Annotated in this window: 8 protein-coding genes; 3 read left to right on the top strand and 5 right to left on the bottom strand. The window is 59.5% G+C overall.

From position 1 onward, the window contains the following. Positions 1–97: 97 nt before the first annotated feature. A complete protein-coding gene (locus ACJ8PI_RS07950) occupies positions 98–1,108 on the bottom strand; it encodes a LacI family DNA-binding transcriptional regulator (protein ID WP_074027018.1) in 1,011 nt (336 codons plus the stop codon). A 317-nt stretch (positions 1,109–1,425) separates the two neighbouring features. On the opposite strand from ACJ8PI_RS07950, the gene ACJ8PI_RS07945 reads away from it, so the two are divergent. The 3 genes from ACJ8PI_RS07945 (at position 1,426) to ACJ8PI_RS07935 (ending at position 4,544) form a co-directional block, all read left to right on the top strand. Further along, positions 1,426–2,349: a substrate-binding domain-containing protein gene (locus ACJ8PI_RS07945; protein WP_033634555.1), complete on the top strand. Its 924-nt coding sequence runs from the start codon at positions 1,426–1,428 to the stop codon at positions 2,347–2,349. 67 nt (positions 2,350–2,416) lie between these two features. Next, positions 2,417–3,592 (top strand): Gfo/Idh/MocA family protein, encoded by a 1,176-nt coding sequence (locus ACJ8PI_RS07940; protein WP_164134226.1) that lies wholly within the window; start codon positions 2,417–2,419, stop codon positions 3,590–3,592. Positions 3,593–3,602: 10 nt separating this feature from the next. After that, positions 3,603–4,544 carry a sugar phosphate isomerase/epimerase family protein gene (locus tag ACJ8PI_RS07935; RefSeq protein WP_103772399.1) on the top strand — a complete coding sequence of 314 codons (942 nt, stop codon included), beginning with the start codon at positions 3,603–3,605 and terminating at the stop codon, positions 4,542–4,544. Between the two features lie 91 nt (positions 4,545–4,635). Here ACJ8PI_RS07935 and cobA read toward each other — a convergent pair whose 3' ends face one another. Genes cobA through ACJ8PI_RS07915 form a run of 4 tightly spaced genes read right to left on the bottom strand, consistent with a single transcriptional unit; the run spans position 4,636 to position 13,258 of the window. After that, complete coding sequence (cobA, locus tag ACJ8PI_RS07930; RefSeq protein ID WP_164097696.1) at positions 4,636–5,565, bottom strand: uroporphyrinogen-III C-methyltransferase; 930 nt, start codon at positions 5,563–5,565, stop codon at positions 4,636–4,638. Positions 5,566–5,576: 11 nt separating this feature from the next. Continuing rightward, positions 5,577–8,243, bottom strand: a complete 2,667-nt coding sequence (locus tag ACJ8PI_RS07925; protein ID WP_164134227.1) for a nitrate reductase — start codon at positions 8,241–8,243, stop codon at positions 5,577–5,579. Then, positions 8,240–12,439, bottom strand: coding sequence for a nitrite reductase large subunit NirB (gene nirB, locus ACJ8PI_RS07920; RefSeq protein WP_164134228.1), 4,200 nt, complete (start codon positions 12,437–12,439; stop codon positions 8,240–8,242). The genes ACJ8PI_RS07925 and nirB overlap by 4 nt, the downstream gene beginning before the upstream one ends. A 21-nt stretch (positions 12,440–12,460) precedes the next feature. Next, a complete protein-coding gene (locus ACJ8PI_RS07915; RefSeq protein WP_130042739.1) occupies positions 12,461–13,258 on the bottom strand; it encodes an ABC transporter ATP-binding protein in 798 nt (265 codons plus the stop codon). Positions 13,259–13,261 lie beyond the last annotated feature (3 nt).

Genomic DNA, 13,261 nt, shown 5'->3' with positions numbered 1-13,261 from the left:
TATCTACACCAGAATGACACTCGTGAAACCTGACTATTCCCAGGATTCCTTCTCTCATCAAGCCTCAATAGTGACATCGTCACATAAAAAGGAAGCCTTACGCCTGTTTCCCAGCCAAATGCGACCGCCGAACCCGCAATTCCCCGTGCCGCCAAGCGCCGTCTACCGTGGCGCGATTGTCGATCAGGCGATTCAAGGCCTCTTCGACCAGCCGGTCGATTCGTTGGCTGTAGCTGGTCAGCGCCCAGTTGGCTGAGCCGGCCTCGTCGATATCGTCGAAACCTACCACGGCCATCGCAGACGACGGCGCCGTTTGCCTGAGCGCTTCGAGCGCCCCCAGCGCCAACACGTCGTTCTCGCAGAACAGCGCCTCAACCCGCTCGCTTTCCGGCGTTGCCTGCAGGTATTCGCTCATCAGCTGGAAACCGCGTTGGCGATCGTAATGGCCGGCGGTGAGCACCCGATCCAACTGAAAGCCGGCGGCCATCAGTTTGTCGCGGTAGCCTTCCATGCGCAGCAAATGGCTGCTTTGCGTGTCCGGCCCCTTCATGTAACCAAAGCGCCGATGCCCTTGCTCTATCAGCAGCGCGGCGATCTCTTCGCCGGCGCGGTAGCCGTCGATATTGACCACATCAATGTGTTCGCTTTCCGTATTGCGGCATACCTGCACCAGCGGTATCTGATGCAGATCTTGCGCGATCGCTGCCCACTCTTGGGTTAACACCGTCGCCAGAAACAAAATGCCGTCGACCTGCAGTTGATCGGCCATCGCCATCACCGCCCGGTAGTTTTCCCCGGCGGTGATGTTCAGCAACAGCGCCATATAACCGCGGGTTTGCAGCTGTTTGGTCACCATATCGAGCATCATCATTGAATGCGGGTTCTTCATCTCGTCGATGGCCACGCCAATGATGTGCGTGCGTTTTTGCGACAGGCTGCGCGCCAGCAGATTTGGCCGATAGCCCAGCTCGGCCGCCGCCGCCAGCACGCTTTCACGCGCGCTGTCCGAGATCGAGGCGCCGGGCGTAAAGGCACGCGATACCGTCCATTTAGAGACGCCGGCCTTTTCGGCGACGTCGCTGGCGGTGGCTTTGTGGTGTTTCATCATGGTTGCGTCGATCCCTGCTTCGGTGAAGTCAAACTATACCCCGCTCGCTCAGATCCCCTAAGCGCCCGCCGGCATTTCTGCTGCAATTATGTCCTGTTTTTGCACCCGATTGCAAATCGTTATGCAACCGGGTGCAAAACGTAAACAGTTTGTGATCGCCAGCGCTGTTTTCACCTTTCCCCTGTTGACCAAATTTTATTCATGGCCGACATTCACGGTGGCATTCAGAGACGCATCGCCGTTTTGTCTCCTGTTTTGCACCCGGTTGCAAATACACTGTTTTTACACAACGCCTCTCTTCTCAACAGGATACCGTAATGAAAAAAACCAGACTGTTGTTGATGTTAGCCTGCTCGCTGTTTGTGGTGACCGCCCAGGCCAAGACCTACCAGGTCGGCGTGGCGCTAGCCAACTTCGATCTCAACTTCGTCTCCATCCTGCGCAGCCAAATGGCGCGGGAACTGGCTGCGCAGCAGCTGCAAGGCCAGTTCGTCGATGCCAAAGGCGATGTCGCCCTGCAGGTGCAACAGGTGGACGATCTGATTAATCAGGGCGTGGACGCCATTATCCTCAACCCGGTTGATACGCAAGGCGTCCAGCCGATGATAGCGGCCGCCAAACGCGCCGCGATCCCCCTGATCTTCGTCAACCGCAAACCCGAAGTGCCGCTGAGCGGCGCGACGGCCTACGTCGGCTCCGATTCGGCGCTCAGCGGCCGCCTGCAGATGGAGGCTCTGGCGAAAAAAATGAATTACCGCGGCAACGTGGCGATCCTGATGGGCGCCCTCTCCAACGAAGAAACCCGCGAACGCACCCGCGCGGTTGAAGCGGTGATCGCCAAACACAAAGACCTCAAAGTGGTAGAGAAACAGACCGCAAAATGGCAGCGCAATGAAGCGGTCGATGTGGTTTCCGGCTGGTTGCTGAACGGCGTAGCGATCGATGCGATCGCCGCCAACAACGATGAGATGGCTATCGGCGCGATCATGGCGCTGAAGCAGGCCAAAAAGAATGGCGTGCTGGTTGCCGGTATCGACGGCACGCCCGACGGCCTGCAATTTATCAAAACCGGCGACCTGGCGGTGACCATTTTCCAGGATGCCAAAGCCCAGGCGATCGGCGCGGTGCAAGTGACTCGCGCCCTGTTGGATCACGCCAAAACCGAGCCTTACAACTGGGTGCCTTACGCCACCGTAACGCGAGAAAACTACCCGGAATTTGCGCAGATGAACCAGAAATAAACCGTTGCCACTCTCTTTTTCAACCTATTTTGCACCCGAGTGCAAAGCCACAATATCAGGAGTCAGCATGTTAAATGGTGAAAGAAGCATCCCTCGCCCGCTGCGTTGGGCGATGATCGGCGGCGGCCGCCTCAGCCAGGTGGGCTACAAGCACCGTTCCGGCGCACTGCGCGACAACACCGCCTATCGGTTGGTTGCCGGCGCCTTTGATATCGACGCGGCGCGCGGACGCGAGTTTGGCGTCAACCTCGGCGTGCCCGCCGAACGCTGTTATGACGACTATCAACAGCTGCTGGATCAAGAAGCCGACCGCGAAGATGGCGCTGAGGTGGTGACCATCGCCACCCCTAACGGCACCCACTATGAAATTACGCGCGCCGCGCTGAATGCCGGCCTGCATGTCATCTGCGAAAAGCCGCTGTTCTTCACCACGGCGGAGGCGAGAGAAATCAAGGCGTTGGCGGCGGAGAAAGGCCTGATCGTCGGCGTAACCTACGGCTTCTCCGGCCATCCGCTGCTGATGCAGATGCGCGCCATGATCGCGAACGGCGACATCGGCGAAATACGCATGGTCGAATTGCAATACACCCACGGCTTCAATGCCAACGAAAGCGCAGACAAGTTCGAGGCGCAAAAGTGGCGCGTCGATCCGAAAATCGCCGGCCCCTCTTTTGTGCTGGGCGACATCTCCACCCACACCTTCTACATCTCGCAGCTGGTGATGCCCGACATGAAGATTACCTCCCTGCTGTGCGATCGCCAGAGTTTTATTCCTTCCCGCGCCCCGCTGGAAGACAACGCCATGGTGCTGATGCACTACGAAAACGGCGCCGTCGGCCGCATGTGGGCCTCCGCCGTCAACGCCGGCGCGATGGACAGCCAAAGCATCCGCGTGGTCGGCTCGCTCGCCAGCCTGCAGTGGAGCGACGCTGCCCCCGGCGAATTGCGCTATGAGATCCAGGGGCAGCCCAACCAGATCCTGCACCACGGCATGCCCTATCTGGACGACAGCGCCCTGGCCGAAGAGCGGCTCGGCGCGCTGCACACCGAAGGCCTGGCCGAATCCTGGGCCAATATTTACCTCAAGTTCGCCATCGCCATCAGCGCCAGCCAGCGCGGCGATCGGCAGACGCTGGCCACGCTGATCTACCCGGATATCGACGCCGGGCTGGAAGGCGTGCGCTGGATTGAAAACTGCGTTCGTTCCGCCGACAACGGCGCCACCTGGGTTAATTACCAATAAGGAAAGCACCATGAAACTTTCATTCTGTACCGATAGCCTGGGCCATTTACCCTTCGAGCAGATGCTGGACCGGCTGCTGGAGCTGGGGGTGCGCGGCGTGGAAATGACCACCGGCGGCTGGTCTCCGGCGCCCCATCTGGATGCCGACGATCTGCTGGCCAACCCCGCCAAACGCCGGCAGCTGCTGCAGGCGCTGGCCAGCCGCGGCATGGAGATCGCCGCGCTCAACGTCTCCGGCAATCCGCTCGATCCGGGCGAACTGGGGCAACGCCATCAGCGCCAAACCGACAATACGCTGGAGCTGGCCGGGCTGCTGGGAGTGAAAAAGATCGTTATGATGAGCGGCCTGCCGCCGGCCAGCCCGCATGACACCATCCCCAACTGGATCACCTATACCGTCAGCTGGCCGCCCACGGTGAAAAACTGCCTGGACTATCAATGGAATGAAGTGGCGATCCCCTATTGGCAGGCGCTGGTCGCCCGAGCCAAAGCGTGCGGCGTCGAGCGCTTTGCGCTGGAAAACTTCAGCGCCATGCTGGTGTGGAACCCGGAAACGCTGTTCCGGCTGCGCGAGGCCGTTGGCCCGATGGTGGGCCTGAACCTCGATCCCAGTCACTTGCTCTGGATGGGGGCAGATCCCATCGCGGTGGCCCGCGCCCTTGGCCCCGCCATTCACCATGTGCATGGCAAAGACGTGCGCCTTGAGCGCGGCGTCGTCGAGGTTAACGGGCTGCTGGAGACCAAACCGATAGATGACGTGGCCGGCCGCGCCTGGAACTATGTCGCCGTCGGCTGCGGGCGGGATCTGCAGTGGTGGAAGGAATTCTTCTCGGTGGTGCGCATGATGGGCTACAACGACTGGGTGTCGCTGGAAATGGAAGACCTGACCATGTCGGTCGATGCCGGCATCGTTTCTTCCGTTCAGGCGCTGCAGCAATCGATTAGCCAATAACACCCTGCGCGGCGGCCATGGCCGCTGCGCCTCTTTCTCACCACAAACACGGGGATTAACCATCCCCGTGTCCTTGGTTCGATTAGATGTTTTAGCTATTGTGACCGTCTCTTGCGTGCCAGATATGCTCATAGGATGATTCCAGAATAACGCTTATGCTATCCATTTTCGCCGGCCACTTCAGACTGGCTGGCAAAGCCGGTTCAGAACGGCCCATCTGCGGAAAAATCTTCTCAGGCAGTTCGGCAATCGGCCGGTACATTCCCACCACCTCACCAATAATTACCAGGGCTGGTGATTCGACCTGCTCCTCTGCAACGATCTTTCCTAATGCATCCAGAGTGCCCACCAGCACGCGCTGCTGAGGCTGAGTGCCGCGTTCAATCACCGCCACGGGCGTTGAGCCGGGTAAGCCATGGGCAATCAAGCGCTGGCTGATAACAGGGCTGTTGGCAATCCCCATATAGAAGACCAGCGTCTGGCGCGCGGCGGCCAGTACGGACCAGTCAACGTCCGGTTCCCCTTCCGGGCCATGTCCGGTGACAAACCTGACGGACTGTGCCAGGTTTCGGTGCGTCAGCGGGATCCCGCTGGCTGCGGCACAGCCCATTGCCGCCGTGATACCGGGCACAACATTGCACACAATCCCCTTCTGCTGGCAGCAGGCCATTTCTTCCCCACCCCGGCCAAAGATGAACGGGTCGCCGCCCTTCAGGCGCACTACACGGTGCCCCGCCAGCGCCAGATCAACCAGCAACATATTGATTTCATGCTGTTCAAGGCGATGATTGCGCGGGGATTTGCCGACATCGATCCGCAGTGCAGTGTCCGGCGCCAGCGCCAGCACCGCATCGGACACCAGCCGGTCAAAGACCACGACATCGGCCTGCAGGATAACGCGCAGCGCTTTCAGGGTCAGCAGTTCAGTATCACCCGGCCCTGCGCCCACCAGCCAGACGTCACCCCGGCGCACCGGGCTGCGTTGGTCTGCCAGGGCCATAATCTGCGCTATCGGCAACATGTTGCTAGTTTTCATGGGCGTTCTTCCATCGTCAGGGCGGCCAGCTGGCCGGCAATAAACGTTTTCAGCTCCGGCACGCAGGAGCCGCAGTTAGTGCCACATTTCAGCTTTGAGCCGAGCTGTTGCACGCTGTGGCATCCCTGCCGCACAGCGTCGACAATCTGCGCTTCGCCAACAGAAAAACAGCTGCAAATCATTTTGCCGGTGGCGGCCTTATGGCTGCCGGCCTGGCCCGCCAGTAACGCCAGCCGCTGCGGTGCCGTGTCCGGCGGGGTGATAAAGGCAGACAATATCGCTTGCCTGTCCGGCAGCAGTGGGCTTCGGCGCGCGTAAAATGCCAGCTGCAGTTCGCCCTGCGCCCACACCAGCAGGTTGAAGCCCTCATCCCCCATCCGGGCGCTCTGGCAGGTTTTCCCCTCCAGCGGATAATGTTCATTCAGCCACGCCATCCACTCCTCCTGGAGCGAAGAATCCGCTAACGTAAAATGCGTGACGCCCGGTTGGGTGATGCGGCTCCAGTAGGCGGTGGCAGGCGCGGCGATCCCCTCTCCCCGAATAAACAGCTCTGCATACCAAGCCGCTTTCCATTTCGTCAGATTGACCGGCATATGCTTACTTTCCGGTTGCCCGGAAAGAGGATCGGTAACGGGAGCTATCAGCGCATCGACCCGGGCCTGCCGGCTAAAATGGCTGTTCCAATGGATCGGCACGAAAATACTGCCGCGAGGCTGAAGATGATCGGGTTGCGCGCGTAACAGCAGCCAGCCATGGGATGAGGTTACACGCAGCAACTCACCCGCCTGAATGCCCGGCGCATCATCCGGATGAAACTGACAGTACGGCTCGCTGATATGCTGCATCAGGCGAGCAGACTTGCCGGTTCGCGTCATGGTGTGCCACTGGTCGCGCACCCTTCCGGTGTTCATGATCAGCGGATAAGCCGCAGTGGGCTGGCTGGCGGGCAGCGCCGGGGTGACGGCGATCAACCGCGCTTTACCGTCAGGGTGAAAAAAGGTTTTATTTGTAAATAGTCGCGGCGTACCCTGCGGCCGTGCGGCATTAACCGGCCACTGGATCGGCTGCAGGGTATCCCATTCTTCATTGGACAACTGCGCCAGCCCGCTGATGTCAAACGCCCGAGTGCCTGCATTTTCAAAGCCGGACAAGGCCGCATGTTCGCGGAAAATATCTGCCGGATGCTGCCAGGCAAAGGCCTCCGCAAACCCCAGCCGCTGCGCAACCTGGCTGAGGATCCACCAGTCAGGTTTGGCCTCCCCAGGTGCAGCCAGAAACGCGCGTTGCCGGGAGATACAGCGTTCCGAATTGGTCACCGTGCCATTTTTCTCCCCCCAGCCCAGGGCGGGCAGCAGAATATGCGCGGCGCGGGTGGTGTCCGTGTCACGCAGAATGTCGGACACAATAACCAGAGGACAACGCGCCAGACCGGCCCGCACGCGATCGGCATCCGGAAGTGACACCAGCGGATTGGTGCCCATGATCCAGACGGCTTTTATCTCTCCCTTCTCGATAGCGCGGAAGAGATCGATGGCATTGAGTCCAGGGCTCTGCGCGACGTTATCGCTGTGCCAGAAACGCCCGACCCGTGTAATCTCTTCGGCGGTAAATCCCATATGGCAGGCCAGCTGGTTTGCCAGCCCGCCGACTTCACGTCCGCCCATCGCATTCGGCTGGCCCGTTATCGAAAATGGCCCGCTGCCAGCGTGTCCAATCTGGCCGGTTGCCAGATGCAGGTTAATTATCGCGTTGCATTTGTCGACGCCCGAACTGGACTGGTTGATCCCCATCGAATACAGCGTGACCAGCCGCTGGCTCCGGGCTATCCGTTGATAAAACGCCTGTAATTGCGAGGAGGCGATCCCGCAATAGTCCGCCGTCTTCTCCAGGCTCCACGCTTTTGCTGTCTGTAAGGTTTCTTCTGCCCCGCTCGTGTGGTGCTGCAGAAAAGCGGTATCCAGTTTTCCGCGCGCTGCCATCTCGTTCAGTGCGCCGCAGAACAGCGCCGCATCGCTGCTCGGACGCAGTGCCAGATGCAGATCGGCAATATCACAGGTGGCGGTCTTACGCGGATCAACGACGATAATCTGCATCTCCGGCCTCTCCGCTTTGGCTTTCGCCAGCCGCTGATACACCACCGGATGCGCCCAGGCGGTGTTCGAACCTACCAGAATAACGCAGTCTGCCTGCTCCAGATCATCATAATTGCAGGGGACGGCATCGGCGCCGAACGCCCGCTTGTAGCCCACCACGGCGGAGGCCATGCACAACCTGGAGTTGGTATCCATGTTGCCCGCCCCGATAAACCCTTTCATCAGCTTGTTGGCGACGTAGTAATCCTCCGTCAGCAGTTGGCCCGAGCCATAAAACGCGACCGATTGCGGTCCATGCTCGTCAATCGTCGCCTGTAGCCCTTGTGCGACAGCGTCTAACGCCTGCGGCCAGCTCACGGGTTGATGATGGATTTCAGGCTGGAGCAGACGCCCCTGTAAGCCCAACGTTTCACCCAGCGCGCTGCCCTTCACGCACAGCCTTCCGCGATTCGCCGGATGTGCCGGGTCGCCGCTGGCGGCGAAGCCATCAGCCTGTGGCTGCATACTGACGCCGCAGCCCACGCCGCAATAGGCGCAGGTGGTTTTCACGACCGGAGACGCTGTTTTCATAGGTTGACCGTTTCAATGATTTTGGCGGACGCAACGCCCTGCGTTCGTGCCTGAACCCAGACGCGGCCATCTTCCACTTTCACCGCCCAGCTTCGCAGCGCATGCGGCGAATTGTCCAGGCTGCGGCCGTCCCGTAAGCTGAAGCGCTGTTTATAGAGCGGGGAAATCACCACCGGTTCGCCTTTGACATCGCCCACGAGCCCGCGCGCCAGCACATTGGCGTCGCTGTCTGGTTCATGATTGCTCAGCGCAAAAACCTGCTGTGGATGACCGGGCAGATAGAACAGCGCAATCTGCTGGCTCGCCAGGCGCGCCGCCATTCCCGCATTCGCCGGGATGGCGCTCAGGCTGCACACTTCCACCCAGCCCGGTGCGGGCTCCTGCGTATTTTCTGCGGCAGGCACGGCGAGCATGCTGCGCTCCTCATGCGTTGCAGGCCGCAGTTGTTGACGTTCGCTCACCATCACGACCCCTTCGTCAGGGACTTCGCTGTTTACAAACGGTCTGAACAGCGCCAGGCGATCCGGCGAGGCCAGAGTGGTCTGCCATTCACACTGGTACGTCGCTACCACCGCAGACATTTCACGATCCAGTTCATCCGCAATTTGCAGGCTGTCGTCCAGAATCACCTGGCGCAGGTAGTCGATGCCCCCTTCGAGGTTATCCATCCAAGTGCTGGTGCGCTGCAGCCGGTCAGCGGTGCGGATGTAGAACATCAGTAAGCGGTCAACGGTACGAATGAGCTGCTCTGTGCTCATGTCCTGCGCCAGCAAATCAGCATGGCGGGGCTTCATTCCCCCGTTGCCGCAGACATACAGGTTCCAGCCCTTATCCGTGGCAATTACCCCCACATCTTTACTTTGGGCTTCGGCACACTCGCGGGTACAACCCGAGACGGCCATTTTGATTTTGTGAGGCGAACGCAGCCCTTTGTAGCGGTGCTCTAATTGCAGCGCGAGCGAGGTGGAGTCCTGTACGCCGTAGCGACACCAGCTCGACCCGACGCAGGATTTCACCGTACGCAGAGATTTGCCGTAGGCATGACCGGTTTCAAAACCGGCATCAACCAGTTGCTGCCAGATCTCCGGCAGTTGCTCCAGACGCGCGCCGAACAGGTCGATTCGCTGCCCTCCGGTAATTTTGGTGTAGAGCTTGTAACGCCTGGCGACTTCGCCGATGGCGATAAGCCCTTCGGGGGTTATCTCTCCCGCCGGAACGCGCGGTACGATGGAATAGGTCCCGTCCTTCTGGATATTGGCGAAATAACGATCGTTGGTGTCCTGCAGTGGCAAATGCTGCGGTTTCAACAGGTAGTCGTTCCAGCATGATGCCAGTATCGATCCGACCAGCGGCTTGCAGATTTCACACCCGCTGCCGTGGCCGTGCTTTTCAATCAGTTCCCCGAACGTGCGGATATTGCCCACCCGAACCAGGTGATAAATCTCCTGGCGCGAATACGCGAAATGCTCACAGATGTCTTTTTTCACCTCGACGCCCATGTCGGACAGCGCATATTCCATCACCTGCTTGGTGAGTGCGGCGCAGCCCCCACAGCCCGTCGCCGCTTTGGTGCAGGCTTTTATCGCCGCCATATCGTGGCAGCCGTTCTTCACGGCGTTACGGACATCGCCTTTACTGACGTTGTGGCAGGAACAAATTTGCGCGCTATCGGGCAGGGCTGCGATGCCCAGCACGGGTTTGTCTGCGCCCGACCCGGCAGGCAAAATGAGGGATTCAGGTTTGGCTGGCAGCGGCATATCGTTGAGCATCATTTGCAGCAACGTGCTGTATTCCGCGCTGTCGCCCACCAGCACCGCCCCCAGCAGCCGTTTGCGATCCTGCGATACCACGATTTTCTTATACACTTCCGCCGGACCGTCTACCCAGCTGTAGTTCTGGCTACCTGGGGTACGCCCATGCGCGTCACCAATCGATGCCACCTCAACACCAAGAAGCTTAAGTTTGGTGCTCATGTCCGCGCCCTTAAAGACGGCGTCGCCGCCCGTCAGGGTATCCGCCAGCGCACGAGCCATCTGATAACCCGGCGCCACCAGGCCGAAGATCTGCCCGTTCCACAGCGCACATTCGCCGATCGCATAAATAGCCGGGTCGGACGTCTGGCAGCGATCGTCAATCACAATGCCGCCGCGCGGCCCCACTTCAAGCCCGCACGCTCTCGCAAGCTGATCGCGTGGGCGGATCCCTGCGGAAAATAGCACCAGATCGGTTTCCAGATAGCTGCCATCGGCAAACACCATCCGGTAATGGCTCTCCTCGCCCGCAGTAATGGCCTGGGTTTCTTTCCCGGTATGCACCTTCACGTCCAGCGCTTCAATTTTACGGCGCAGCATCGCGGCACCGCCGTCGTCGAGCTGAACCCCCATCAGCCGCGGTGCAAACTCCACCACGTGCGTATCCAGCCCGAGCTGTTTCAGCGCGTTGGCCGCCTCCAGCCCCAGTAATCCCCCGCCGACAACCACGCCCGTTTTGCCGTTTGCCGCGCAGGCCTGAATGGCCGCAAGATCGTCAAGCGTGCGGTAAACCAGGCAGCCCGGCGCATCATTGCCAGGGATCGGCGGCACAAACGGATAGGATCCTGTTGCCAGCACCAGTACATCGTAAGCCGTCTGCCGCCCCTGGTGATCGACCACAAAACGGTGTTTTGTATCAACGAGCCCGATGCTGTGCCCCAGACGCAGTTCAATCCCGGTCGATTCGAAAAATCCCTTTTCAACCATTGAGAGGGATTCCGCCGTGCGGCCAGAGAAGTATTCGGACAAATGCACACGGTCGTAGGCGGGCGAGGCCTCTTCGGCAAACACAATCACCTGGTATTGCAGATGCAGCTCACGCGCAACCAACTGCTCTAAAAAATGATGGCCCACCATGCCGTGTCCGGCCATAACCAATACGGGTTTCGACATTGAATGACTCCTCGCCACCTCGACGGGTAACGGTTCTGATTTAACAGGCTGTAAGCCAGAGGCATCCGGCTCATTACCGGGACTGAAGACGCTGAAGGGCAACGGTTGACCAGCGGGCGTGCCGATCCGCTGGAGGTATTGCGGGCCATCGCTGATATCGCCCCACAGCAACACCCCTTTCAGTTGGTTGTCGCAGAGCACCAGCCTTCGATAATGCCCGTCAAACGGGTCAAAGGTGGTATGGGTCTGAGCGCCATCGCGGCTGTGTAATTCACCGGCGCAGAACAAATTCAGGCCCGTGACCTTAAGGCGCAGCGGGACATTCTGCACCTCGAATGAAGTGGCTTTGTCGCCCCCCGCCAGCCGCGAGGCCAGCGTTTCAGCCTGCTGCCAGCACGGGGCCACCAGGCCAAAAGTGAGTTCGCCCCACTGGCAACATTCTCCAATTGCCGAGATGTGCGGGTCAGCGGTTTGCAGCTGCGGGTTCACCAGAATACCGCGATCGCACGGCAAGCCGGACCGTTGTGCCAGCGCGATGTTCGGCCGCACGCCCACAGAGAGCACGACCCGCTCCGCCGCTATTCCGCGCCCATCATTAAGATTCACCCTGCTGACGTTGCCAGCGGCATCAGCGCTGAATGACACCGTTTCAGCCTGCAAAATGACGTTGATGCCGCGTAATGAGAGCCCCTCGTGCAACAGTTTTCCGGCGTGTTCATCCAGCTGCTGATCCATCAGATGTGTGCCGCGATGTAGCAGGCTCACCCGCATTCCACGCCGCGCCAGGGCCGCCGCCGCCTCCACGCCCAGCACGCCGCCGCCGATCACCGCAACCGGTTGGCCTGCGTAGGTTCCCTGCAGAATATTTTCGACATCCTGCTGAGTGCGGAACCCGTAGATACCCGGCAATTCGACCCCAGGCAGGGGGGGCAGAAATGGCCGTGAGCCAGTGGCCAGAACCAAATGATCGTATGAATAGATCTGCCCGGCGGCCGTGACGGTGCAAGCGTGACGGTCGATTGCCGTCGCCGCCGTGCCTGCGATCAATGTGATGTTGTGATGCTCATACCACTGCGCGTCATGCGTGACTATCTGGCCAAAATCTTTCTCACCGGAAAGCACCGGCGTCAGCTGGATACGGTTGTACGCACTGTGCTTTTCATCGCCGATGATCATGATACGGTAACGATCTGGTGCGAGCTCACAGAGATATTCCACCAGTCGCACGCCTGCCATACCATTGCCGATAACGATTAGAGTCGGTTTAGCCATTGCACAACTCCCCTCATGGAATCAGGCCACTGCCCGGTGTTTTGCATAGAGAAAATGCAGCACCTGCTGACGATACTGGTGGAACAGAGGATCGTTCGACAAAGCCAGTCGACTGCGGGGGCGTGACAGCTCAACCTGTAACACTTCACCGACTTTCGCCGCCGGACCATTAGTCATCATCATCACGCGGTCAGACAGCAGCACCGCTTCATCAACGTCGTGGGTGATCAGCAAAATGGTGGTTTTCAGACGCGCCTGAATGTCCATAACGGCGTCCTGAAGATGCGCCCGCGTCAGCGCATCCAGCGCCCCGAAAGGTTCATCCATCAGCAAAACTTTCGGTTTCATCGCCAAGGCACGGGCGATACCGACACGCTGCTTCATGCCGCCTGAAATGGCGCCCGGACGCTTATCGGCCGCATGCTCCATGTGCACCAGTTCGAGGTTGTGCAAAATCCAGTCGTGCATTTCGTTTTTGTTCATCTGGTCTTTAAAGACCTGCCGCACCGCCAGTTCGACATTCTCAAAAGCGGTTAACCATGGCAGCAGCGAATGGTTCTGGAAGACGACCCCGCGCTCTGGCCCCGGCCCGGAAATCTCTTTGTTGTCGCACAGCAGCACGCCTTCCGTCGGGCGACTCAGCCCGGCAATCAAATTCAGCAGGGTCGATTTTCCGCAGCCTGAGTGGCCAATCAGGCTGACCGTTTCACCTTCTGCGATATCAAAGCTGACGTTATCGAGCGCCAGAAAAGTGGTTTTCGCTGAAGGAAAACGTTGAGTGACGCTCTGGACGCTGATAATCGATTTTTCTTTTTTCATCGC

The organism is Serratia sp. CY82433 (assembly GCF_052166535.1).
Classification (GTDB): domain Bacteria; phylum Pseudomonadota; class Gammaproteobacteria; order Enterobacterales; family Enterobacteriaceae; genus Serratia; species Serratia sarumanii.
Note: the sequence above shows the minus strand (reverse complement) of the source record. Positions and strands in the feature narration are given on the sequence as shown.